The 23,349-nt window shown below is 49.9% G+C and carries 21 protein-coding genes and 1 tRNA gene; 7 read left to right on the top strand and 15 right to left on the bottom strand.

Going from position 1 to position 23,349, the window contains the following annotated elements; all coding sequences use genetic code 11:
• Positions 1 to 169 precede the first annotated feature (169 nt).
• The 5 genes from ACQY6Y_RS02340 (at position 170) to ACQY6Y_RS02320 (ending at position 4,271) form a co-directional block, all read left to right on the top strand.
• Positions 170 to 1,057, top strand: coding sequence for a sugar phosphate isomerase/epimerase family protein (locus tag ACQY6Y_RS02340; RefSeq protein ID WP_428378704.1), 888 nt, complete (start codon positions 170 to 172; stop codon positions 1,055 to 1,057).
• Positions 1,054 to 2,586 (top strand): FGGY-family carbohydrate kinase, encoded by a 1,533-nt coding sequence (locus tag ACQY6Y_RS02335; protein WP_428378703.1) that lies wholly within the window; start codon positions 1,054 to 1,056, stop codon positions 2,584 to 2,586. Before ACQY6Y_RS02340 ends, ACQY6Y_RS02335 begins: the two co-directional genes overlap by 4 nt.
• Complete coding sequence (locus ACQY6Y_RS02330) at positions 2,586 to 3,239, top strand: class II aldolase/adducin family protein (protein WP_428378702.1); 654 nt, start codon at positions 2,586 to 2,588, stop codon at positions 3,237 to 3,239. Before ACQY6Y_RS02335 ends, ACQY6Y_RS02330 begins: the two co-directional genes overlap by 1 nt.
• A gap of 195 nt (positions 3,240 to 3,434) precedes the next feature.
• On the top strand, positions 3,435 to 3,887 hold the full coding sequence (locus tag ACQY6Y_RS02325) for a zinc ribbon domain-containing protein (RefSeq protein ID WP_428378701.1): 453 nt from the start codon (positions 3,435 to 3,437) through the stop codon (positions 3,885 to 3,887).
• A gap of 3 nt (positions 3,888 to 3,890) precedes the next feature.
• Positions 3,891 to 4,271: an MmcQ/YjbR family DNA-binding protein gene (locus ACQY6Y_RS02320; RefSeq protein WP_428378700.1), complete on the top strand. Its 381-nt coding sequence runs from the start codon at positions 3,891 to 3,893 to the stop codon at positions 4,269 to 4,271.
• 188 nt (positions 4,272 to 4,459) lie between these two features.
• On the opposite strand, the gene ACQY6Y_RS02315 is transcribed toward ACQY6Y_RS02320, so the two are convergent.
• The gene (locus ACQY6Y_RS02315; RefSeq protein WP_428378699.1) at positions 4,460 to 5,821 is read right to left on the bottom strand and encodes an ATP-binding protein; all 1,362 of its coding nucleotides are present in this window, start codon (positions 5,819 to 5,821) and stop codon (positions 4,460 to 4,462) included.
• A 264-nt stretch (positions 5,822 to 6,085) separates the two neighbouring features.
• On the opposite strand from ACQY6Y_RS02315, the gene ACQY6Y_RS02310 reads away from it, so the two are divergent.
• Entirely contained in the window at positions 6,086 to 6,637 is a 552-nt protein-coding gene (locus ACQY6Y_RS02310; protein ID WP_428378698.1) for a zinc-ribbon domain-containing protein, read from the top strand.
• A gap of 92 nt (positions 6,638 to 6,729) precedes the next feature.
• Here the strand turns inward: ACQY6Y_RS02310 and ACQY6Y_RS02305 are convergent, their stop codons facing one another.
• From ACQY6Y_RS02305 to ACQY6Y_RS02255, 11 genes are all read right to left on the bottom strand, one after another.
• Positions 6,730 to 7,638, bottom strand: a complete 909-nt coding sequence (locus tag ACQY6Y_RS02305; protein ID WP_428378697.1) for a damage-control phosphatase ARMT1 family protein — start codon at positions 7,636 to 7,638, stop codon at positions 6,730 to 6,732.
• A complete protein-coding gene (locus ACQY6Y_RS02300) occupies positions 7,639 to 8,235 on the bottom strand; it encodes a xanthine phosphoribosyltransferase (protein ID WP_428378696.1) in 597 nt (198 codons plus the stop codon). It lies immediately after the preceding gene.
• 92 nt (positions 8,236 to 8,327) lie between these two features.
• A complete protein-coding gene (gene gltA, locus ACQY6Y_RS02295) occupies positions 8,328 to 9,731 on the bottom strand; it encodes an NADPH-dependent glutamate synthase (RefSeq protein ID WP_428378695.1) in 1,404 nt (467 codons plus the stop codon).
• Entirely contained in the window at positions 9,719 to 10,561 is an 843-nt protein-coding gene (locus ACQY6Y_RS02290; RefSeq protein ID WP_428378694.1) for a sulfide/dihydroorotate dehydrogenase-like FAD/NAD-binding protein, read from the bottom strand. Before ACQY6Y_RS02290 ends, gltA begins: the two co-directional genes overlap by 13 nt.
• 110 nt (positions 10,562 to 10,671) lie before the next feature.
• The gene (gene pth / locus ACQY6Y_RS02285; RefSeq protein WP_428378693.1) at positions 10,672 to 11,277 is read right to left on the bottom strand and encodes an aminoacyl-tRNA hydrolase; all 606 of its coding nucleotides are present in this window, start codon (positions 11,275 to 11,277) and stop codon (positions 10,672 to 10,674) included.
• A 24-nt stretch (positions 11,278 to 11,301) separates the two neighbouring features.
• Positions 11,302 to 12,297, bottom strand: a complete 996-nt coding sequence (locus ACQY6Y_RS02280) for a ribose-phosphate diphosphokinase (protein ID WP_428378692.1) — start codon at positions 12,295 to 12,297, stop codon at positions 11,302 to 11,304.
• Positions 12,298 to 13,725 carry a bifunctional UDP-N-acetylglucosamine diphosphorylase/glucosamine-1-phosphate N-acetyltransferase GlmU gene (gene glmU, locus ACQY6Y_RS02275; RefSeq protein WP_428378691.1) on the bottom strand — a complete coding sequence of 476 codons (1,428 nt, stop codon included), beginning with the start codon at positions 13,723 to 13,725 and terminating at the stop codon, positions 12,298 to 12,300.
• 168 nt (positions 13,726 to 13,893) lie between these two features.
• Positions 13,894 to 16,755, bottom strand: a complete 2,862-nt coding sequence (locus ACQY6Y_RS02270) for an ABC transporter permease (protein ID WP_428378690.1) — start codon at positions 16,753 to 16,755, stop codon at positions 13,894 to 13,896.
• A gap of 9 nt (positions 16,756 to 16,764) precedes the next feature.
• Positions 16,765 to 17,493 carry an ABC transporter ATP-binding protein gene (locus ACQY6Y_RS02265; RefSeq protein WP_428378689.1) on the bottom strand — a complete coding sequence of 243 codons (729 nt, stop codon included), beginning with the start codon at positions 17,491 to 17,493 and terminating at the stop codon, positions 16,765 to 16,767.
• A 130-nt stretch (positions 17,494 to 17,623) separates the two neighbouring features.
• Positions 17,624 to 18,856 carry a sensor histidine kinase gene (locus ACQY6Y_RS02260; RefSeq protein WP_428378688.1) on the bottom strand — a complete coding sequence of 411 codons (1,233 nt, stop codon included), beginning with the start codon at positions 18,854 to 18,856 and terminating at the stop codon, positions 17,624 to 17,626.
• Between the two features lie 4 nt (positions 18,857 to 18,860).
• Positions 18,861 to 19,568: a response regulator transcription factor gene (locus ACQY6Y_RS02255; protein ID WP_428378687.1), complete on the bottom strand. Its 708-nt coding sequence runs from the start codon at positions 19,566 to 19,568 to the stop codon at positions 18,861 to 18,863.
• Between the two features lie 65 nt (positions 19,569 to 19,633).
• Here ACQY6Y_RS02255 and ACQY6Y_RS02250 point away from each other — a divergent pair, with 65 nt between their 5' ends.
• Entirely contained in the window at positions 19,634 to 20,290 is a 657-nt protein-coding gene (locus tag ACQY6Y_RS02250; protein ID WP_428378686.1) for a copper homeostasis protein CutC, read from the top strand.
• A 543-nt stretch (positions 20,291 to 20,833) separates the two neighbouring features.
• On the opposite strand, the gene ACQY6Y_RS02245 is transcribed toward ACQY6Y_RS02250, so the two are convergent.
• The 3 genes from ACQY6Y_RS02245 to ACQY6Y_RS02235 all read right to left on the bottom strand — a co-directional run bounded on the left by ACQY6Y_RS02245 (position 20,834) and on the right by ACQY6Y_RS02235 (position 23,329).
• Positions 20,834 to 21,112, bottom strand: a complete 279-nt coding sequence (locus ACQY6Y_RS02245; RefSeq protein ID WP_428378685.1) for a hypothetical protein — start codon at positions 21,110 to 21,112, stop codon at positions 20,834 to 20,836.
• A gap of 1,022 nt (positions 21,113 to 22,134) precedes the next feature.
• Positions 22,135 to 22,209: transfer RNA gene (locus ACQY6Y_RS02240), tRNA-Gln, on the bottom strand.
• Between the two features lie 202 nt (positions 22,210 to 22,411).
• The gene (locus ACQY6Y_RS02235; RefSeq protein WP_428378684.1) at positions 22,412 to 23,329 is read right to left on the bottom strand and encodes a peptidoglycan-binding domain-containing protein; all 918 of its coding nucleotides are present in this window, start codon (positions 23,327 to 23,329) and stop codon (positions 22,412 to 22,414) included.
• Positions 23,330 to 23,349 lie beyond the last annotated feature (20 nt).

The following is a 23,349-nucleotide window of genomic DNA, read 5'->3' as shown; positions in this document are numbered from 1 at the left end:
CGAAATATGGCAAGAAGTTGTCCATTCAGACGGTACATCATTCCATTCATCGATAAAGAATATATCTCTCTTTTCCAATTTTAAACAGATAATAAGCTATAAAAAGTAGATAAAAAGCGGTAAATAAAGATAAAACTGAGACTGAAAATAGGTTAATGAGGAGGAAAAAATGAAGTATGGGATGTGTTACTGCTATTGGAGTAAAGATTGGGAAGGCACGAACTATCCCCAAACGATTGAGCGTGCTCGCAAATGCGGATTTGACGTATTAGAAATTTTTTACGGTCGTCTTTTGGATATGGCTCAAACAGAAGTGGATGACATTAAGGCCGCATGTAAAGCAAATGATGTTGAGCTATACATATGCGGTGGTTTCGGTGCTGAAGAAGATTTATCACAGCTTGATGAGCCGGGCAGAAAACATGCTGTAGAAAAAGCAAAAGAGCTTTTAGCTGCGATTGCTCGTGTTGACGCTCATAACTTTTCGGGCATTAACTACGGCTGTTGGTGCGATTTTTCTCATCCGGAGAATAAGCAAAAGAATCTTGAGGCTGCAGCAAGATCATTGCGCGAAATAGGGGCAGCTGCTGGCGACTTAGGTATTAGCTGGAACATGGAAGTAGTAAATCGCTTTGAAAGCTATTTGCTAAATACAGCTGCAGAAGCTCGGGCACTTACTGATGAAGTGGATAGTTCAAACATCAATATCTTGCTTGATATTTTCCACGGCATGATTGAAGAAGATGATCTGGCAAACGCAATTCGTATTGCTGGAGATAAGCTAGGCCATTATCACGTAGGTACAAATAATCGCAGACTGCCTGGCCCCTGCTTCTTGCCATGGAAAGACGTTGCTCGTGCGCTGGTGGACGTAGGTTATGACAAAACAATTTCTTTTGAGCCTCTTGTCCGCAGCGGTGGAACAGTGGCTTTACAGGGCGGCCATGTCTGGCGTGAGATGCTTCCAAATGATGCAACAGATGATGATTTAGACCGTATGGCTACTGAAGCTCTCGGTTTCATGAAGGGCCTTATCGAGGAGGCGAGGGAGCAGTGAGCCAATATTTTGTCGGCATTGACTCTGGAACGACAGGCATCAAGGCAGTCCTGTTTGATTTACAAGGGCAAGAGCTTTCTCAGTGTGGTTTGCCGTTAACTGCAAGTTGCCCCACTGAGGATCGATACGAGGAAGATCCTCTCGAGATTTGGGAAAAGTGCCAGCAGTGTGTAAAAACGGTTACCTCATCTGTTGATCGCGATGGAGTAATAGGAATGGGAATTACAGCCCAAGGCGATGGTCTTTGGTTGTTTGACGAAGGTATGAACCCTGTTCGACCTGGTATTTGTTTCTGTGATGGAAGAGCGGCAAATATAGTAGAGCGCTGGGAATCCGATGGTACCGTCAGGCGTTTGTTCGATATCACTGGTACTTGGCTTTGTGTTGGAAACCAGAACGGTATTGTAAAGTGGATGGACGAAAATGATCCAGATGCTTTAAAACAAGCCCGTTGGTTTATGCATCTCAAAGACTATCTGTTCTGGTGTCTTACGGGTCAGATAACAACTGATGCAAGTGATCAGTCACTGGTATTTCTCGATCAAAATTCCCGTGCCTATCTTCCAGAAACCTTTGAGCTCTGCGGTATCTCTCAATATGCAGAGAAGTGGCCACCTGTGCTTACAGCATCGGAAAATGCTTTTACTATTCGTCCAGAACTTGCAAAAGCTCTTGGTGTTTCAAATGAGTGTGTAATTACGTCTGGTCCGATGGATGTTGCAGCGTGTGCTTTAGGGGCTGGCGTAGTGGAAGCAGGTCAGTGCTGCTCCATTATGGGAACTGCGGCTTTGCATGAGATGGTGGTGGATAAGCCACTCGATGACACTGTCCAAGCTGGTATGACTGTTGCGCACGCCCCAAAGGATCGCTGGTTAAGGCTTATGGCCTCATATGCTGGAGCTCCAAATACCGATTGGGCTATTCGAACGCTTGCTGGCGGGCTCGTAATGCAAGCGGAACAAAATGAAGAAGACATCTTTTCTATTGTGGAAAAAGAGCTGTCTGAGGTTCCCGTTGGATCAAATGGCGTTATGTATCATCCATATCTTTTGTCCGGCGGCGAGCGTGCCCCCTTCTCTGCACCACATGCGCGTGCAAGCTACACAGGAATATCCTCTAGGAATACCATTGCCGATATTTTGCATGCAACATATGAGGGTGTAGCACTTGCCATGTTGGATTGTTATAGGCATATGCCACGTGAGATTGCATCAGTCACACTCTGCGGCGGTGGAGCAAAAAGCGCCTTCTGGTGCCAGATGTTTGCTGATGCCCTTGGGCAAGAAGTAGGTCGTGTGCACGGCAATGAGCTAGGCGCTCTTGGTGTGGTAATCAATAATGCGGTAGTGCAGGGTTTTTATCCCTCTTATGTGGACGCCGTGGAAGCGATAGTACGGCCAGCAGGAACATATGTGCCCAACGCTGAAAACCACAAGCGTTATGAGCGACTGTATGGGCTCTACCAGGTTACCTATAAGGCATTGCGTGAATCATGGAGCCTTCGAGCTGAATTGTTTGGAGGTCAATAGTGTTTGAGGAAGAAAAGCAAAACGTAATAGATGCTTGTAAACAGCTTCAGCGTGAAGGAAGTGTAATTGGGACCTGGGGAAACGTCTCAGTGCTTTGCGACGACAAGATAGTGCTGACGCCCAGCCGCGTTGCATACGATGATCTTACGGTTGAAGACATGGTTGTTATGTCACTTGAGGGAGAAATATTAGAGTCGCCTCGAGGTAGGGTTCCAACTTCTGAACGAGAAGTACACAGGCAACTTTATCTCGCTCGTAAAGATATAACGTCGGTTGTTCATGCACATACGCTTCATGCAATGGCTGTATCCACGTTGCCAATCGTAGAAGTGCCTTGTCTTGTTGAGGAGATGTCTCAGTTGTTAGGAGGTGGCATTCCCTTAACAAAGAGGTATGTTCCTGCAGAGCAACATGAGAAGCTAGGGATGGCTGCCGCTGAGGTTATAGGAGATCGCGGCGCCATACTACTTCGCAATCATGGGCCGGTAAGTTGTGCAACAACTCTCGAAGAAGCGCTCTTGTCTGTAAAAGTGGTTGAACGTGCCTGCGAGCTGTATTTATCTGTGATGCATAGTGATTACAACAAGATTCCTGAGCAATTTGTTGTCTCAGAGCGGTATCGCTATACCCATACCTATGGAAAAGAGGTCTAGGGAATACCGATAATTTCGATTTCAGAAAGGATTTATCTGAATAAATATCAAATAGAGCCATTGGAGCCCTTCTCCAGGACCTCGCGTATATTGCGGGGTCCTGTTCTTTTGTGCAACTCTTTGTTGCTTGTAGTTACTGCTTGCCTCTCGGAGAATAAAGATGTGAATATCGACTTCATCTCACGAGGAGATAATATGCTGCTTAAAAAGGATGAGCTGTCTCGCCTACGCCGCGAGCGTGGACTTACTCAAGAGGACCTTGCTCAAAAACTCTTTATCACTCGTCAGGCGGTTAGTCGCTGGGAGCGCGGTGAGACTGAACCTGGTATCGATATGATTAAGCTCATTGCTCGAGAGCTTGAAGTGCCTATAACAATGCTTCTCGACATGCCGGAGGAGTATTGTCAAAGCTGCGGGATGATGTTTACTGGACCTAACCAACATGGTCACGAGGCAGATGGTACAGAAACCAACAGATACTGCCGCTGGTGCTATGACGAAGGCAAGTATACCTACGAAACCACTATGGAGGACATGATTGAGGAATGTGCTCCACGCATGTCTGAAGCGATGGGTTGGTCGGTGGATGAAGCAGCGTCGCTGTTGGGCGCAATTCTGCCCACGCTTGAACGCTGGACGAGAGATTAGCTCATGGACTTCTCTGATATAGATGCAAGGCTGCTCTCCCGTGCAGGCGCAAGCAAGGCTTTCCATGAAAAGTGGGGCTGGATGATTTACTGGGTCGGTGGTAAGCAGTTTGCTTGTGAGTTTATTACCAAGGTGGATGCTAAAGCGCCTTATGCTGGACGTCACTTACTTTCACTTAAGTGTGATCCTGATCGTATTTTAGAGCTACGGGCTGAATATCCAGAAGCTGTTTTGCCAGGATACTATTCAGATGGCCGTACTTGGATTTCAGTTGATATAGATGCTGATCTTCCTGAGAACCTTATCTTTGATCTCTGTGATCAGAGCTACGAACTTGTATTTGCGAAACTCCCTAAACGTATTCAGAGCGAGATTTGTTCCTAAAGTATCAGGAATAGATGTTATAGCTAGCTATGTTGTAAATGACACTTAAGTGAGGAGCAGGCGCATCTCGAAGATGCTGCCCTTTCCCGGCGCACTCTCCACCGAGATGGTGTCGCCGTGCAGCTTCACGATGTGATGGTAGAATGCGAACCCAAGCCCCGGCATGGATCATATCGCCCTATGCTCCTTCATGCCTCGGCGCCATCGAGAAACCACCTCCAAGCAGGTACAACGTGCACGGTGCCCGAACTGACGGGGATGTCGCTTTCCTCATCAAGCGTGATGAGTGTAGATTCTGCAAGACCCGTCTCTGCCATCGCCTGCTCGAGGTTATCCACTTCGCTGCGATATTTTCTTGCGTTGTTCTGTTCCGCCACGCGTTGCACACCGCTTTCCACGGCGACTTGAATGAGTTCATATTCTGCGCTGAGCATGACATCGCCGACCACGAAGTCCACCTCGGGGCACGCGGTGGACCGATAGCGAGAGATCACCTGATCTCGGTTCATGCCGTATCGCCGCTTGAGCTCAATGAACACAGCTGTTTCAAGCCGCTGTCCCATATCGATGTGGTTCGCCAGCGCAACGGCGGCCGAGAGACCGTGGTCGACGGCATAGACCTTATACACTGATTTGGGATTGTCACGTATCGACAGGCTGTAATCGGACACCTTGAACGCCAGGTGCGCGTCTTCGAAGTCGTCGAGTAGGCCGTAGGCAGACTCGTTCGATATCGAGATCCCCGCGCTCCGCATCGCCTTGATCTGTTTGTTGACCGAGAGCTGGAGGCCAGTCGACCGAAGCACGGTGAGCGCCATCCTGCGTCCTGCGCGATACGATGCGCTTCCAAAGCGCTCAAGTACGTCTTTCGTCATGATTTCATCGGCGTACGCCTGGAGGGTTTGTGCTCGCGTTGTCACATCCATGTCGTGCACGGCGGGGAAACCCCCAATATCGAGATATTGCCGGAAGGTATGCGCAAGCGCGGCGGCGTTGCGCGGCTCGTATGCGCCTCCTATACAGTGCGTCTCTATACTCGAAAAGGTACAGAACTCGGAAAAACCGAGAGGCCATACTTCATGAGTGAGTGCTCGTCCGCGTAGCTTGGTTGGAATGTCTGATGAAAGGAGTTTGGACGATGATCCAGTAAGAACCATAGTCACGTTGTATTGCTCTGATACACGTCGAGCGAATGCCTCCCAGTTCGGCATATCCTGAATCTCGTCGAAGAACAGGTAGCATCCTTCGATGGCATCTGGCACCAGGGCGTAGTACGCATCAAGCACCTTCGATGCCGTCAATCCGTCGAGTTCCCCCAGCCGATCGTCGTCAAAGGGAAAGTAAAACAACCGGTTGCGCGGTATACCTGCCCGCAACAGTTCACTCATGGTCTGAAACAGGTGGAAGGTTTTCCCGCATCTCCGAACCCCAATGAGCGTTGTGATCATATTCCGCTGCTTGGGCTTGGGAAGTTGTTTGAGCAGAGATTTTCGAGGGATAAACGTAGGAATCTGAAAGCCGAGATACTCCGCGACAAGCGATTCGTACATGAGCGTACCTCCATCTTCTTCGAAATCTGAATAAGATGATATCTAATCTTATTCGGATTTCGAAGAAGATATTTCAAAGGGGGTGGTTTTAAATGATTTTCACTACTGAGCCAACGGAAGCCTTTTATCGAAAAGCCCGTAATTCCAAACAGCTCTTTAACAAACTGTAATCAACAAACAAACGCCAAATAGGTATCCTAGAGGAGTGATATAAGGACAACGGCTACGAATTACATTAATTCGTCCTGGTATAAGGGAGGACTCATGTTCTGTCCAAAATGCGGTTCACAGCTTGCAGATGGGACAAAGTTTTGTCCCAAGTGCGGTGCTGCACTTGGAAATAATGTAGGCACTCCAGCATCTGGAGCTCCCAATCAATTTAATAATGGACAAGGAGTTCCTCAGCCCCAAGGGGTTAACTATACTCCGTCTCCTATACAGCCAAAGAAAAACAACAAAGGCCTGTTTATCGGTCTTGGTGTGGCAGCAGTAGCTATTGTTATTGCGCTCATTTTGTTCTTTACAGGCTGTCTTGGCGGTGGTAAGGATAGCTATGTTGGAACCTGGGAGGGCACCGCTACATATCAGGGCATTTCTGTTGACTGCACCCTTCAGCTCAATGAGGATAAGTCTGCAGAAATGGAGATGAGCTTTGCGGGTCAGTCTCAAACAATGGATAACCTCCAGTGGCGTGCTACTGATGATGGTATAGAAGTTGCTACTGAGGATAAAGATGACTGGACGGAATTTGAACGCGATGGCGATGCACTTGTCATCGATCAAAGTGGCATTGAGATAGAGGTCACAAAGAAATAGCGGGATAAAAAATTCCAGGAAGACTCAAATGCGCAGCTCGTGACAAGTGTCAGGGCTGCGCATTTTGTATAGCTTGCTACTCTGGTAAAGCTTTATGCAGCTTCGTTTTGCTTGCAAACGAGCGTCATAAGTGGTGCGCCAATAATATCGGCTACGAGGTCGCACTTTGTCATAAGAAGGAAGAACACATTGCCGCGACCACAGCCGTCGCCAAGCGTCTCAAAGTTACCCATGCCCTTACTGATAACAACGTCAGCATTGTAGAAGGTGCGCTGGAACTCTTCAGTACTGTCTTCAACAATGGTGGTCGGAATGGCTACGCCGCTCGGTAGAACGCGAGCAACACGATCCATGCCAACTTGCTGAGCGTCTTCTACCGTAACATCGTTAATAATGGGGCCACCGCGAACGCCAAAGGTAACCTGTACATTCGGGTTTTCCTGCAAGATTTGCTCGATAAGGATTTTGTCCAGAACAATCTCGCCGCAGTTATCACCTAAATACATGATGTTCTGTGCTGAACGGATCTGCTCGAGAAGCTCTGCTGAATCATCAAGAGCAAAGGTGATATCAGGCACGCGGTCAAGCAGAGCGGTTACATCGTCTTGGGTAAAGGTGTTTTTGGAACCAAAATCAATGAGATTACCTGCTGCTGCATAGCGCAAGGCAAGCTGGAAAGGATTATCGGCAGCAGCAATTTGCTCCAAGCATTCTGGCTCGCGGTCCAGCAGGAGCTGGTTGTACTGGATTTTTATATCGTGATAGGGATCATTCGTGCCAACAAGCGGCATGATGCGCTCCAACAAGGTGCCCATATGTGTGGGTTTTACACGCTCGCCGCCAATCTCTTCAAGAAGACTGTCCTTAATATCAAGCATTTGGGACAGCACGTAGTCACTCAAATTGCAAAAGGTTGCAATACGGCGAACTTGCTTCTCGTAGCATCCACGGCAATCGGGTGACTGAGGGATGGTGCTGGACGTTGTAGTGGCTTCTGCCATCTATGCCTCGCTCTCATCAGAGATAAATGTAATTTCACCTGTTGTAGCATCCATTGAGCTAATACGTGCGAGTGATTCCACACGAATGCCCTGTTCGCATAAGATATTTCTGCCCGGTTGGAAGGATTTTTCAATAGCAAAACACATGGCCACCACTTCGGCATGAGCCTGTTTACACAAATCGAGAAGTCCTTCTGCGGCCGATCCGTTGGCAAGAAAATCGTCAACAATAACAATACGTTCATTGGGGTTGAGGAGTTTCTTCTCTACGACAACGGTGTAATCACGGTTGTGAGTATAGGAGTGAACAGAGGTGCGCCACTGCGACCCCTGGAGGTTCTGTGACTCCTTCTTGCGGGCAAAAACAACGGTGGGACACCCCAGAGCAAGGGCTGTTACGCAGGCAAGGCCAATGCCTGAAGTCTCGATGGTGAGGACTTTATCAACCTTTTCTCCTGCAAGCCGACGTGCCCATTCATCGGCCATGTGCTGGTAAAGCTGCATATCGCAGCCATGATTGAGAAATGAATCGACTTTAAGAACATTGCCGGGACGAACCGCCCCATCATGTCTCATTCGTTCTTCAAGCTCGCGCATGACACTCCTTGCCACGTAAAGATCTTGTAGTTCAAAAAAGCCCGGGAGCACGCAGGCAGCCCGGGCTTGGTGTTTTAATGCACCACAAGACTCTATGCTTGTGTGAGCGCTTCAGTAATGGAAGCAGCAGCTGTCTTACCGGCACCCATGGCAAGAATAACAGTAGCGGCGCCCGTTACAATGTCGCCACCGGCCCAAATGCGCGGGTCAGAAGTGCGGCCGTTCTCGTCAGCCTCAATGTAGCCCCACTTGTTGAGCTTGACATCGCTGATCATGCCAGCCAGAGGGTTGGCGTTGGTGCCAATAGCAGAAATAGCTACGTCACAAGGAATTTCCTCGATAGCACCCTCGATAGGAACAGGACGACGACGGCCAGAAGCATCGGGCTCACCGAGCTCCATCTTCTGAACGCGGACAGCGCAGACGTTGCCATCTTCGCCAGCAAGGAACTCAAGCGGTGCAACGAGCTCGCGAACCTCAACGCCTTCGGCCTTGGCGTGATGCAGCTCGGCACGACGAGCGGGCATTTCGGCCTCGGTACGGCGGTAGCAGATAATTGCGTGCTCTGCGCCCAGACGCTTGGCGGTACGCACGGCGTCCATAGCAACGTTGCCGCCACCAAAGACAACAACGCGCTGCCCATGCTTGGTGGGCGTGTCGTACTCGGGGAACTGATTTGCCTTCATCAGGTTTACGCGCGTGAGGTACTCGTTTGCAAAGAAGACATTGGGCAAGTTCTCGCCGGGAACGTTCAGGAACTTGGGAAGGCCAGCGCCCGTAGCAATGTAGATGGCATCAAAGCCCTTGTCGAACAGCTCTTGAGCATTGGTAATACGGCCTGCGACTGAGTTGTACTCAAAGTGAACGCCGAGATCCTCAAGACCATCGATCTCGCGCTTAACAACTGCCTTGGGCAGACGGAACTCAGGAATGCCGTAGACAAGAACGCCGCCGCCGGTGAAAAATGCCTCAAAGACAGTGACCTCAAAGCCATTGCGTGCAAGCTCGCCTGCGCAGGTAATGCCAGAGGGGCCAGAGCCAATAACGGCAACCTTCTTGCCGTTGCTCGGGGCAACCTTAGGTTTCGAACCAAGCTCGGGCTGGTCGCCTACGAAGCGCTCCAGCTGACCAATGGCAATAGGATCGCCCTTCTTGCCCAAAATGCACTTGCCTTCGCACTGGTTCTCCTGTGGGCAAACACGACCACAGATGGCAGGCAGCATGGAATCCTCGCGGATAATATCCAGTGCACGACCGAACTCTTCAGCGCGAATGGCCTCAATGAACTGAGGAATCTTAATGTTTACGGGGCAGCCCGTTACGCAGAGCGGCTTCTTGCAGTCGAGGCAGCGATTGGCCTCAGCAAGTGCCATCTCCTTAGTGAAGCCCTTATCAACCGGACGGAAATCGCATGCGCGCTCAGCGGCCGGCTCTTCGTTGTCGGGCGTGCGGGGTGCCTTTGCGTTGGGAACGTACTTACCGTTTACCTGTGGCATGCGCAGGTCGCCTCCTCGTAAGCCTTCATAGCCTGACCTTCTTCAGTGCGATAGGCTGCCTGACGCATACGAAGGTCGTCCCAGTTGACCTTTGTTGCATCGAAATCGGGGCCGTCTACACAAGCGAACTTGGTCTCGCCATCGATCTCGACACGGCAGCAGCCGCACATTCCTGTGCCATCAACCATGATGGGGTTGAGCGATGCAATAACGGGGGTGTCGTACTTCTCGGCAGTGAGAGCAGCGAACTTCATCATGGGAACAGGACCAACGCAGAAGACGTGATCTACAGCCTTGTCCTGAAGCAGACGCTCGAGCGGTGCAGTTACGACGCCTTTTTCACCGTAGGAACCATCGTCTGTGGTGATATGGATGTGATCCTCCGGGAAAATCTCGCGGAACTGATCTTCCAGCAGCAGCAGGTCCTTGGTGCGAGCACCCATAATGGCGTGAACTTCATGGCCGGTAGCTGCAAGTTGGCGTGCAACAGGAAATGCGATAGCAAGACCAACGCCACCGCCGATAACTGCCCAGGTACCGTCGCCCATCTCTGTGGGCTGGCCGAGCGGACCAGTTACATCCTGCAGATAGTCGCCCACCTCATAGGTGGAGAGCATCGTGGTAGTTTTACCAATTACCATGAAGATGAACTCAACCCAGCCCTCTTCGCCGTTCCAATCTGCGAAGGTGAAAGGCACGCGCTCGCCTGTTTCGTTTGCACGGACCATCAGGAACTGACCAGCATGGGCATGCTTGGCCATCTCTGGGGCCTCAATGCGGAACTTAAACACCTTCTCAGAGAACTGCGTTTTTTCGAGGATCTTGTACATACAACGATCTCCTCTCCGCTACTCCCTGTCGTGTCGGAGTACAGAGACGCCTCCGACAATCCCTCCTTGTGGCACCGCTTTTACTGAGCGGGGTCATAGACTGTTCTATTCTAGCGACTTCTCGCGCCTTTCTTGTGATTAGATGAGGACTGAATAAAAGCATTTGAAATAATGCACTGCTCAGCAACGGATGCTGCATCTTGCACCATCAGCTCAAAATCATCCAGAAATGTGCCTTTGAGCTGACGGAGAGCCCAATCGGCAACCGACATCTTTCCCGGCGGTCGACCGATACCACAGAGCACACGAGAAAAGTCGCGAGTACCTAGCTTGTTGGCTATCGAGCGAAGCCCATTATGGGCATTGAGGCCTCCGCCAAACTTGGTGCGCACCTCTCCAGCGGGAAGATCGACCTCGTCATGAATGACAAGAATTTCTGCAGGAGAAATTCCGTGAGCACGCATGAGTTTGGAAAGAGGGCCGCCACTTGTATTCATATAACCTTGTGGTTTAGCGAGAAGTACCTCATGAGAACCAATGCGAGCAGGTGCAACTAAGCAACCAGCATCGGTTTTCCAATAATGAACCCGCGCTCTTTCGGCAAGAGCATCTATACAGGCAAACCCTGCATTGTGGCGGGTGTGAACATACTCATTGCCCGGATTGCCCAGGCCGCACACAAGGCGAACCTGGGCAGGACCAGTTACTTTAGCCATAGAACTGCTCGGCATTCGTGCTTTTTACAGCTCGGCGCTTCCGCCAAACAGATCACTTACAGAGTTATTGGCATAGACTGCATAGATAGCGTCGGCCATTTCTTGTGCAATGGAGATGGTCTTGATCTTAGAGCCAGGCTTATTGGCTGCTTCACAAGGAATGCCGTCGGTTACGACACATTCAACCAGCGGTGCTTCCTGCAAACGTTGAATAGCGGGCTCTGAGAAAATGCCGTGGGTAGCAGAGACATAAATATCGCCGGCGCCCATCTCCTTAAGCTTACGTACGGAGTTGCAAAGCGTGCCGGCGGTGTCGATCATATCGTCATTGACAATACAGGTCTTTCCCTTAATGTCGCCGATGATACCCATGACTTCTGCTGCATTGTGCTTGGGGCGACTCTTATGAGCAATGGCAACCTCGCACCCAAGATAATCGGCCAGCTTCTTTGCATGCTTTGCACGACCCATGTCAGGGGAGACAACCACGGTGTTTGACCAGTCAAAATTTTTAGCCTTGAAATAGTCACCAATCAAATAGAGGGCAGTGAGATGCGTTACTGGAATATCAAAGAAGCCCTGAATTTGTCCCTGATGGAGGTCGAGCGTAATAATGCGATCGACGCCAGCGGCCTCAAGAAGGTTAGCAACAAGACGAGCGGTAATAGGCTCACGAGACGCTGCTTTGCGGTCTTGGCGAGCATATGCGAAGTGCGGCAGCACAACTGTGACGCTCTGTGCGGATGCACGGCTGGCGGCATCGGCAACAATGAGCGTTTCCATGATAAGGTCGTTCAGATTTTTACCGGCAAGGGTCTGAACGAAGAAGACTTCATCGCCGCGAACGGACTCCTCAAAGCGGGCATAGAGTTCGCCGTTGGCAAACTTCTCAATTTTGAGACCCTGGAGCTCCAGGTGCAAAATATCGGCGATCTCCTGGGCGAGCTTAGGGTTACCTGTTCCTGAATAGAGTTTGATTTCCTTCTGGTAGTTGATGGGCTTGCTCAGGTTCTCGTACATCTATTCCTGGCCTTTCTTTAGTCGCTCCAGCCGCTTGGCTGCATACCCCTCCACGATCCGCTGGTTTGAGCGCTCGAGAGCGAGTGCCCCAGCGGGAATGTCCTTTGTAATGCAACTGCTGGCGCCTACCAATGCGCCATCGCCTATAGAAACTGGCGCTACCATCATGGTGTCAGAACCCACGAAGACATCGTTGCCAATGGTGGTGCGATGCTTGTGTACACCATCGTAATTGCAGGTAATGGAGCCTGCGCCAATGTTAACACCTGAACCCATGGTAGTATCGCCAATATAAGACAAATGTGGTATTTTTGACCCCTCACCAATGGTGGAGTTCTTAATTTCTACGTGAGTTCCCACATGAGCACCGGCCAATAGGTGGGTGCCGGGGCGCAGATATGCACGGGGACCAACGGTAACACCCTCTTCAATGCAAACAGAGAGAGCAACGGTTTCTTCCACTTTGCAATTATCTGCAACAGACGTATCGGTGAGGCGAGAGTTAGGGCCAATCTGGCAATCTTCGCCAATGTGGGTGGAGCCAATAAGATGTGTTTGCGGCCAAATGATGGTATCGCGACCAACCGTGCAGTCGGGGCCTATCCAAGCTTGTGTTGGATCGAGGAATGTTACCCCTTCATCCATAAGGCTCAGGTTAATGCGATCTCGAGCAAGCGCTGTGAGTTCTGCAAGCTGCGCACGGCTATTGATGCCAAGTCCCTCGCGGTAATCTTTGCAGCAAACAGAGGTGATAGTCTCTCCGGCATTGCGAAGAATCTGCACCATATCGGGCAAGTAGTACTCGCTCTGAGCGTTGTTGCAGCCAACTTCTCCAATATGAGCGGTGAGAGTCTCTCCATCAAAGGCGTAGCAGCCGGCATTGCATTCGGTAAGTGTGGCGGCCTGCTCGGCGGTGCAGTCCTTTTGCTCGATAATGCGCAGGACGCTGCCGTCTTCGGCAAGCTCCACGCGCCCATATCCAAATGGATCAGGCGGCACCATGGTGAGAACTGCAGCAGCATGCGACTTATCTGCAACTGCTTCCACGAACTGAGCAATTGTGGCGCTCTCGATAAGGGGAAGATCTCCATTGAGCACCACAACAGGTCCGCTAACGGAGCCTAGTTCGTCAAGCGCTACGCGAACTGCATGTGCAGTACCGAGGCGCTCTTTTTGCTCTACACATATAACCTGAGGGGTGAATGAATCGTTGTTTGCTTGGGTGCCATAATGGTCGCTGATAATAGCGCGCACTTCATCGGCATGGCTGCCAACTACTACGACGATTTGGTCACAACCGCCAGCGGCTGCTGCGTCTACCACCCAGCAAATCATTTCTTTGCCAAGAATTATGTGGGCTACTTTCGCATGATTTGATTTCATGCGCGTCCCTTCGCCCGCTGCGAGGACGATAGCAGTGGATGGCAAGCTTACGCCTCCTCCTGAATAGCGTTTAACCCATATCTATGGGCATAACACAAAATAATGGCTGGCCCATAAAGGACCGGTACCATCATAGCGCAGGAGTAAGGCCTTGCGGGGCGATGTAGACGGCAGTGCCGCCGACGGCTCGTGACCGCAGAGATTACCGTGCGCTTACAAAGCGTCTGCCCGGAGCGATTCTACAATGTTTTCAGACCGACTTCTTCGTAATGCGAATCTCACACTAATTACGATGACAAACAACACAAGTAGAGCGGCTAGTCCGATTTGTTGCCATGGTATAAGGCCCAAGAAATCCATACCAACAAAGGATGATTGCATAACAACAAACATGCCAAATCCGGCAAGTGCTGCAAGTATGAGGCCAATAACAAACCCGCGTAATGCATAGCTCATGCACTCATAAATAAGCATGGCGCGGAATGCGCGTGGACCCATGCCCACAGATTTCAAAACGGCAAACTCTCGCTTTCTGAGTATGAGTGAGTTAACGAGCGTATTAAAGGCATTTGCAATAGCAATGAGACCGGTTATAACAGCGAAGCAATAGATAAAGAGCTGCATTGTTTGAGCTATTAAACGTGTTTGTGCTCGGCTGTCTGCAAGGTTATAGATTCCAATATCATCTGCTATGTCGCCGAAGTCCTCTTCGTAGATTTTCTCGAGTGAGTCAACTGCCTTGTTGGCGATCTCGGCATTGTTGTTGCAGGTAAACGATGCGGAAATGTTACTCAACGTGCTTGCAGCGACGACGTCAGAAGCCCATTCGGGCAAGATGACCTGTGGTATGCCTGACTGGTTTACACACGGAGGTAATGTTTTTTCAAGTGCACCAATTTCAAGTGCTTGGGTGTTAACGGGCTCACCACTCTCAAATGGGTTGAGCGAGGAGGCATCATCTGAGGTGTTTGGAGCAGCAATTTGTATGGTCCCGATGCCTGAAAAAAGCTCTACCTCTGCATATTTTCCATCATAGGTGGTTTGATAGGTATTGATAAGAACACCACGCGGATGGCTTTTATCGCAAAAGAGACTTTCATCCAAGCCAAGCGAGGAGATATAGGTATGCCACGTTGTCTCGTCTACTAGCTGTATTGAGATATCGCTGCTATACGTATTGTTTTGCAGCTGGTGAGAAGAGGCAAAGTAGTCTTGAGCGCTACTGCTGAGCATAGCGTTTGGAATGACACAATAGCTGAGGCGCCCAATACTCCATCCAAGTCCTTCAAGGTCGGTCTTGTCGCAACTTTCGCTATAAAGCTGACGAATGGTATCTGATGCAGCAGAGGCATTATCCTCAAAGGAGCTTGTGGGAAGCGACACCATAATGTCTTGAGAGATCTCTCCGTCTCGTCCCTCAGAGATTCCACTTGCGTTGGACGCATAGGTGAGCAACATTGCAAGAAGACCAGCAATAACAATTAAAGCTACCGAAACCGAGAGTGAAGCCACTGCTACACGATGGCGGCTCGCTCCTCGTGTGAGATTGCAATGTGCAATATAACCCGGTGTTCCAAACAGCTTTTCAATAAGACTTTGGTGGTACGTGCCGTGCGATTTTGCTCCCCTTCGAAGTGCCCGACGAGAAATGCGGTACGTCTGGTTTTGACGAATAGCGTCAACAGCTGAGACTCTGCTCGCGCGGATGGCGGGAATCCAGGCGCTTATTAATATGACAGCCAAAGAAACAAGGGCTGTAAGAATAAGGACTGGCCACGAAATAATGGCATGAACAGCGGCCCCTTGCAGCGTTTCTGCGCCAACAATAATAAGGATGCTTTCTGCACTTGTCGAAAATACAACCTCGCATCCAACAATGCCTAACACCAATCCAACAGGAATGGCGATGCAACCCAACAACATTCCTTCAGTGAGCACTGCTCTTCTCAGTTGACGACGGCTTGCGCCAAGCGAGGCCAACAGTCCAAACTGCTGCGTTCTTTCTGCTACCGAAATGGCAAAAGCGTTGTAAATAACTGATAACCCCGCAACAATAATGACTATCCCAAGGACAAGCGCGAGACCCCAGAGTGAATCCCAGATAGAGCGGTTATCAAATATGCCCTGCCAACGGAGCAAGCTGCTATGCAAGTCGTAGGTATTGCCATCCTGCAAGCCATCATTAGCTGAGCTTTTCTCTCCAAACAAACTGGTTGAGAAATCGGTTAGGTCGTCGTATGACTTTGCATCGACAAGAGAGAAGGCAACCGATGTGCGTGTTGCATCGGAGGTATCTGTTGCAGCCAACAAAAGGGCATCTGGATCATAGGTGTAGGCAGATTGGCTGAGCAAAAGATTTGATCCGAGGGCATTTTCTCTCACAAATCCAACAACAGTGAACGTGTGAGTTCCTAAGTCTGGCAAGAATTGCTCTGAATAAGGCTGACCGTCACTGGGCTCACGAAGCCAGGTGCCTTGTGAAGAAACGATTGTTTTTGGAGTGTCGTTTGGCTTAGTTATATCAAATGATAAACGCGTACCAAGATTGAGTGTAACGGTACTGCCAAGTGAGAGTTTCCCCGAGGTCGAAAGGCCACAGGGGGCGAGTTCAACATCCTCCAGATAGCTCGGCAGAACAATTTCGTTAGGGGATTGCGGTGCTCGTCCGCTTACGAGCGCTGGTAAAGCGAGTGCTGAAGAGGTTTGCTCAAAAGATTGGTCTGATTGGCGTGAGAGCTCTTCCGGCCATGTTTTGAGATAGAGATAATCGCCGTAGTACTTGGCGTTTTTGTCACCAAGCTTAACTGCTCCAAGTTCAGTTACGGTTTGAGCGGTATCAAGACGAGGAGAATCAGCAAGCTTCTGCAACTGGTCCGGTGTGACATTTTCTACGAGAACCTGCCAAGACCCTTCGTCTGCGCGTGTTCTTTGTTCCAACAGGGTTTGAAAGGTGACAACGCTGGTGCATACGGCTGTTAGTAATGCGCAAGCAAGGGCAATGCCAATGATTGAAACTACCGTGCGGAATGAATTGCGCTTAAGCGAGCGAAGAGTAAAGCTTGTAATAATGCCCATGGTCTCCTCCTAGCGCGTTTCGGTGGCTAAAGAGGAGATGATGTCGCTCGTTTTTGAGGGTGTTTGTCGCTCGTCTGAAGCGATGTGACCGTCTTCTATGGAGATAACGCGGTCGGCCATAAGGGCAACATCCTCATCATGAGTAATAACAACGAGTGTTTGGCCGTATTTGCGATTTGATGCGCACAGCAGATTCATAATCTCGGCAGTGTTGCGTGTGTCGAGATTGCCTGTTGGTTCATCTGCAAGAACAATGGCAGGTGCATTCATGAGGGCTCGTCCAATGGCGACGCGCTGTTGCTGACCGCCAGACAGTTGGTTGGGAAGGTGTTGTTCAAGGCCAGTGAGACCCAGTTCATGGATAAGGGCATCCAGCCGTTCTTTGTTTATCTCTCTGCCGTCTAGCCGAACGGGCAGTGTCATATTCTCTACGACGTTAAGCACGGGGATAAGGTTGTAAAACTGATAGACCAGACCAACCTCGCGGCGGCGAAATACTGCAAGTTTTTCGTCAGAGCGAGCGTAGATGTCTTCCCCGTTGAGATATACCGTGCCGTCGGTGGGACGGTCCACGCCACCTAATAGGTGCATGAGGGTTGATTTGCCCGACCCCGATGAGCCGACAATAGCAATGAATTCCCCCTCCTGTATCGAGAGGTTTATGTCACTGATTGCGTGGACTGCACTCTTTCCCGAGCCATACGTTTTGCTTAAATTGCGTGTGGTAAGTAGATCCATAACGCCTCCATTATCATGCGGCTATGCCAATCATGATGATGAGGACCGTAGCTTGCACGGCCATGTCGGCAATATGACAGATCTGTCATACAGATTGAAAGACGGTCAATTCTCTGTGTATTGCTTGCGATCAAACAATGGCTTTGAAAAAGGTTATGTCAAAACGGGCCCCAGCTACTGATCCGTCGGGATTCGTGTTATTGGAAGCTGTTATGCGTCCACCCTGGGCCACAATAAGGCTTTGTGCCAATGCAAGCCCAATGCCTACACCGATAGAAACAGAATGTGGTTGAGACGTTTCTCCTGTTGTTTGACAGGAACTTCTCTGCTTGCCTCGATAGAATCGCTCAAAAATATGTGGCAAGTCTTCAGGATCAAAGCCGGATCCAGTGTCGGTAATGCACAGGCGGCAGGCAAGGGTATCTTGCGACGCACGTATCGATATCGAGCCACCTGGTTTCGTGTGTTCCAGACAATTTTTAAGAATGTTCTTGAGTGCCTCGCTGGTCCATCTCTCATCACCAACAAAATGTATGGTTGGATCGATGTTGTATTCCAGTTGTATTTGAGAAAGCTCGCAAACAACTTCAAACGGAGACGCTGCTGCCTTAACAAGCGCCTCAACGTTTACCTGCTCATGCTGTAAAGCAATAGCACCTGCGTCGGTTCTCGCAAGGGTGAGTAAAGATTCCACCAGCCATTGGATCTGATCAACAAGCTGACGCGCGATGTTTACATGTTTGGCAAGGTTGGAGTAGCAGGAATCCTCTGAGGTGTGGTTTGCGTTCAGTGCGAGCTGGGAAGGCGTGCACGAAGTCTCCGACAACCCCTTGAGATCTTTGCGAGCCAACGCAAGCATAAGGCCTAGCGAAGTTAAAGGAGTGCGGAGCTGGTGGGAAATATCGGCAAGCGAATTGGCTAAGAAGGTGCGCTCCTGTGCGAGGGTTTCGTTTGTCCTGTGTAGGCGCGTGAAGGCTTTATCAATCTCGTTGGCAAGAATCGCCAACTCTCCTTCGCTCATGCTTGCAAAACTAATTGACCTATCAGAATGAAGTGCTTCATCAATACGGGCAGCGAGATTTCTCAGTTGGCGGTAGCGCCAGATGGTAAAGAGACCAAATATGCTTATAAGAATTGCTGAGGTAAGAAGTAACCAGGCACAACCTGTAGTAACTAAACCACTGTCGAGCCCATAGGCAGAAGTCAGCTGTGAGAGATAGATTCCCAATCCAGCTGTGCTGACAAGAACGACGCCTCCTGCTATACCGAGCGATATTTTCAGCTCGTTATTTCTCAATAGCATGTTTGTCTCCTGAGAGGTTGAAAATGTAGCAAGGGACTTGTGGTTGATGGAAGAAGCCACGTTCCTATCCATATATTTTGTAGCCCAGACCACGAATAGTAACGATGCACTGGGGATGAGCGGGATCTTTCTCAATCTTATTGCGGAGCCGCTTTATATAAACGCTAATAGTGTTTTCTTCGATATAAGCACCAGCATCATCCCAAAGGGCCTCACGGATCATGTCGCGTGTGACCAGATGACCTTTATGAGTTGCAAGAAGGAGAAGTAGTCGATATTCCAAGGCTGAGAGGATAAGCTCTTTGCCTTCGCGACAAACGTAGGCTCTCTCTGGATCTATGGAGACCGATCCAAGCTGTACAAGACGATGTTCGGGATGAGATCGGCGAAGAGCTGCGCCAATACGAGCTAAAAGCTCATTTGGGCGGAAGGGCTTGGCAATGTAGTCGTCAGCACCCATTCCAAGACCAGCAACGGTGCTGTATTCATCTCCCGATGCGGTAAGAAAGATTACTGGTAGGGAAGGGTGCTTTTGCTTAATTGCGCCACAGACGGTAAAACCATTGCCAGAAGCTAAGGCGATGTCAAGTAGCACCAGGTCATAGGGATTGGAGGCAGAAGACGAACAAGCGAGCTGAATCGCTTCATCTTGTGTGGTGCAAGCCTGTACACTATGCCCCTCTGTTCCGAGAAGCTCTGAGAGTGAAGATGTGATAATAGGATCATCTTCAACCAGCAGAATACGCGCCATTACATACCTCTCTTCCTTCATACTCCATTGTGATTCAGAAGTTTGTTGGTGACGAGTGACGAATTAGTAAGGAAGGATGAAACGCTTTGATTAAGGAGTTTTGTGCGGAGAACATGGAACATGTTGCTCAGGCTGTGGCTGCCGGAGCGCAACGTATTGAACTCTGCGACAACCTTGCGGTAGGGGGCACTACTCCTAGTTATGGTGTTATTCGTGCAGCAGTTGCCTTTGCGCGCGAACAGGGGGTTGAGGTTATGTGCATGGTGCGGCCTCGCGGGGGCAACTTTGCATATACTAATGATGAGGCAGCCATGATGCGCGATGATTTGCTCTGCGCTAAAAACTTGGGCGTTCATGGTGTTGTCTTTGGTTGCTTACATAATTCCTCAATTGATCAGGAGCTTACACGTGAGCTTATCCGTTTAGCTCATGAACCAACTGATACGGCGCCACAGGGGATAGCAGTGACGTTTCATATGGCATTCGATGCGATTGATCCAGACAAACAGCTTGTTGCTATCGATTGGCTGGCTCATGAGGGTGTAGAGCGCATTCTTACCCATGGAGGGGCAGCTGGAACGCCCATCGAGGAAAACATTGGCCGCTTGCAAGAGTACGTATCCTATGCTTCAGGGCGCATTATTGTGCTTCCTGGAGGAGGTATTACTTGGAAAAACGCCGAAGCTGTGGCGAATGAGTTGGGTGTTTCGGAAGTTCATGGGACAAAGATTGTGAACATATAAAAATTGAACCCTTGGTGCTGTTTTCGACTGGTATATAGCTATACGGCATCGTGTATCGATTTTCGAATTAGTACCACATGTACGTTCCTGATTCTGGGATAGACCCTGAGCTGATGCACTTTTCGAGATAGGAGATTAGCTTACTGGCGTAGCGAATGTGGTTAATGGAGTCAGTGTGATTGATGGGATATCCGTTGCCGGTTGATACATCTAGACGAATGCGGCCAGTATTGTTGGGATCCCCTTCGATCGAGTATTCGTATTCCACGGTTGTATCGGTTTCTTCAATTTTTCTGTAGTCGAGCATTAGAAGCCCACACCGCTCTCTGAGATCCAATCTTCCAGCGTATTCTGATAATTGTACTTCCTGTTTGTTATGTCCTTCTCCTTATCTGGGTTTATCTGCATGTTTCTCTGCGAGGGCAGATGAGCTTTTGTGTATATCCAAGCAATATGGAGAAGGGGCAAAAGATCTTGTTTGAAACGTGGTTATGAAAAAAGCCACCCGAAGGCGGCTTGCTGCTTTCTGTTTGCGTTGCTCTGCTACGCGGGCAGCGGTACGTCGACTGCGTCCCTCGCCTCGATTTCGATGGGCAGCAGCTCCATTCCGAGCAGGTCGGATGGGATGGGCGGCATGGAGTAGTCCGCCTCGCCGCTCTGCTTGTCTATGACGATGGGTGAGCCTCCGGGAACTACATCGACGAGCACGTCGCCCACGCCGAAGAACCAATGGTTGGCTCCCTCGGCGGCGGACGTGATGTGCATGTCGTCTCCGATGGACTGAAGTGCGGTCTCGTATGCCTGCGCCAGCGCCACGCTCATGATGCCGCTCCGTTTCTGGACGTGCAACAGCCGTCTATGAGGCTAGACGGATCAAGATTATTAATTCTTGCAATCATTGTACGATCTTCACGTGCCATATCGAAATAGCTACTTACGCCATCCCTGCTGGTTTGAGGATCGATATGCTAACTCTTCCTGTCTCTATTCTCGGCAACGAACACATGGGCACTGTCTGTTTTAGACCACGCAACAAATACCTCGACATGCGTACCGTCTTCCCACTGTTTCATAAACTTTCGCAATCCTCACGCCCAGTGCCGGCGTATTGTTTAAAGCTCGCACTCGTAAAGACCTCGTCCCGCCTATTCAATGCACGGTCGTTGGTGTTTGGGTTGCCACCTTTATCTGCTTTGCGTAGCTTGACTACAACGTTTTCTCTGCGTGGGATAGGTGGGTCTTTTGCGCATGTCCAGGCGATGTAGAGAAGATACATAAGATGTCGCTTAAAACGGGGATATGAAAAAAGCCGCCCGAAGGCGGCTCATTACTCCTGTTATACGAATTCAACTTCCTTACCTATGAAGTCGTGCTCCCCGCGAATTCCGATCGAGTTGTTCTTTGCGCGGGAGATGTCGCCTGCATACATGGGAATTAGAGGTTCGTAGATCTTGCCGCCTATTATGACGTGCCGCCATGACTTCTTTGGCAGCTCCTCCGAAAGCGCAAGGAGAGTCAGTCCTGCGACATGGCTGCAATCAATCACCTTTATCGTAATTCGCCTCCTTCAACAGACGAAGATATTCATCGAGTGTGCGTTCTGTTTGACGCGCCTGGGGACATTGTATAGTTCCAAAAAGATGAGGAAATGGCGCAGTGCGTCCTCCTTGCAAAACTTGATGCTCAGCCAAACAAGGCCAAATACATCAAGGAACTTATTCGGGCTGATATTGAGGGCAGAGTTTCATGGGATGGTGAGGGGTAGTCCGACTCTTTGGAGGCATTAGAAAACGAACAAACCCCCAGTTCGGAAACCGAATCTAGGGGTTCGCTTAACTCTCAGGTGGCTGGGGCAGAGGGAGTCGAACCCCCATCACGGGAACCAAAATCCCGTGTCCTAACCATTGGACGATGCCCCAATTGCACAAACTAAACCGAAACAAAGTATAACAGGTTTAGTAAGCCTTGCCGATTGTATCAGGGTGAGCCTGGATTTGCACAGAGATTGAGAGAATTCTTCTTACAGCATTCACTAATAATCGATACGCTCGTATTTAAGCCTGCTTAATTCTAGGCTCAGAATGTAAGCAGGCTTTCAGGACAAAAACTTGAAACCGCCTACTAGATACGGTCGCTAAATGCACCGCAGATTGCATCGAGAAGCATGACTGCCAAGGTTTGCGCATCGTTTGCGGAAAAGGTTCCGTCGTAAGAATGCGCAACAGGAAGCTCAAGTCGTACGGGTGCATGTTTGGGTATTGAGGCCTCACATGCGGTATGAATGCGACGGGGCAGTGTGTCAGGATCATCAATCTCGACGTTAGCAAGCTTGCAGTCTGAAGGACGCTCGCCAGGAGAGATGAGAAAGACAATGCGGTCTTCTGTATTTGCTTCCTCAAGACGGTCGATAAGTGTCACACTTGCGCGCTCAGTGGTGGCGTAGGCAAGATTCCATATACGCCCAGCAACGTTGCGTGAAATAGGATCATCTGCAGCAAATCCCAAGCGGATGTCTTCGAGTACATCAGAGGCGCGTGCATAGCCCATGGGCCCTTGTGGGTGTGGGCCTGACGCGGGTTTGCCACCCCATACATGATGCAGTCGATCAATGGCGTCAAACGTATCTGCAAAGGCCATGCCATCAGCAAGAACGCCAACGTTTTCTTGGAACTGCTTTACGGCAGCTTCGGTATGAACGCCATAATATCCATCTTCAACACCACAGGAGAAACCCAAAATATTGAGACGTGTTTGCAATTCGCGTACATCGTTGCCATGGAGATTGGGAAGGCGCAAATAGAGCGTGCGGTCACCGAGTTCATAGCACTCATCAACCAGGGCAGCCCAGGTAGCGGAGTCAATCTCAGAGCCTAAAGGCAAATCATGGTCAAGCCTAAAGCGTGTGACTGCTTCAGCTGTGGAAGATCCAAAGGAGCAGGCCGTCTGCTCTGCCTCGGATATTTCGTATCCAAGCTTCTTCAAACGATCCTGTATATCTTCTACTGCGACTCCGCTCGCGCCTTCGCGAATGGGATCCATCGTACCTCCTCGTAAGTGAG

Source organism: Olsenella sp. Marseille-QA0557 (assembly GCF_965119725.1).
GTDB lineage: Bacteria > Actinomycetota > Coriobacteriia > Coriobacteriales > Atopobiaceae > Coprovicinus > Coprovicinus avistercoris.
Note: the sequence above shows the minus strand (reverse complement) of the source record. Positions and strands in the feature narration are given on the sequence as shown.

Bases quoted from the DNA above. Each gene is read 5' to 3' on its own strand.
- ACQY6Y_RS02340 (WP_428378704.1), top strand. From the start codon at position 170: ATGAAGTATGGGATGTGTTACTGCTATTGGAGTAAAGATTGGGAAGGC.
- ACQY6Y_RS02325 (WP_428378701.1), top strand. From the start codon at position 3,435: ATGCTGCTTAAAAAGGATGAGCTGTCTCGCCTACGCCGCGAGCGTGGA.
- ACQY6Y_RS02320 (WP_428378700.1), top strand. From the start codon at position 3,891: ATGGACTTCTCTGATATAGATGCAAGGCTGCTCTCCCGTGCAGGCGCA.
- ACQY6Y_RS02315 (WP_428378699.1), bottom strand. From the start codon at position 5,821: ATGTACGAATCGCTTGTCGCGGAGTATCTCGGCTTTCAGATTCCTACG.
- ACQY6Y_RS02310 (WP_428378698.1), top strand. From the start codon at position 6,086: ATGTTCTGTCCAAAATGCGGTTCACAGCTTGCAGATGGGACAAAGTTT.
- ACQY6Y_RS02305 (WP_428378697.1), bottom strand. From the start codon at position 7,638: ATGGCAGAAGCCACTACAACGTCCAGCACCATCCCTCAGTCACCCGAT.
- ACQY6Y_RS02300 (WP_428378696.1), bottom strand. From the start codon at position 8,235: ATGCGCGAGCTTGAAGAACGAATGAGACATGATGGGGCGGTTCGTCCC.
- gltA (WP_428378695.1), bottom strand. From the start codon at position 9,731: ATGCCACAGGTAAACGGTAAGTACGTTCCCAACGCAAAGGCACCCCGC.
- ACQY6Y_RS02290 (WP_428378694.1), bottom strand. From the start codon at position 10,561: ATGTACAAGATCCTCGAAAAAACGCAGTTCTCTGAGAAGGTGTTTAAG.
- pth (WP_428378693.1), bottom strand. From the start codon at position 11,277: ATGGCTAAAGTAACTGGTCCTGCCCAGGTTCGCCTTGTGTGCGGCCTG.
- ACQY6Y_RS02280 (WP_428378692.1), bottom strand. From the start codon at position 12,297: ATGTACGAGAACCTGAGCAAGCCCATCAACTACCAGAAGGAAATCAAA.
- ACQY6Y_RS02270 (WP_428378690.1), bottom strand. From the start codon at position 16,755: ATGGGCATTATTACAAGCTTTACTCTTCGCTCGCTTAAGCGCAATTCA.
- ACQY6Y_RS02265 (WP_428378689.1), bottom strand. From the start codon at position 17,493: ATGGATCTACTTACCACACGCAATTTAAGCAAAACGTATGGCTCGGGA.
- ACQY6Y_RS02255 (WP_428378687.1), bottom strand. From the start codon at position 19,568: ATGAAGGAAGAGAGGTATGTAATGGCGCGTATTCTGCTGGTTGAAGAT.
- ACQY6Y_RS02245 (WP_428378685.1), bottom strand. From the start codon at position 21,112: ATGAGCGTGGCGCTGGCGCAGGCATACGAGACCGCACTTCAGTCCATC.
- ACQY6Y_RS02235 (WP_428378684.1), bottom strand. From the start codon at position 23,329: ATGGATCCCATTCGCGAAGGCGCGAGCGGAGTCGCAGTAGAAGATATA.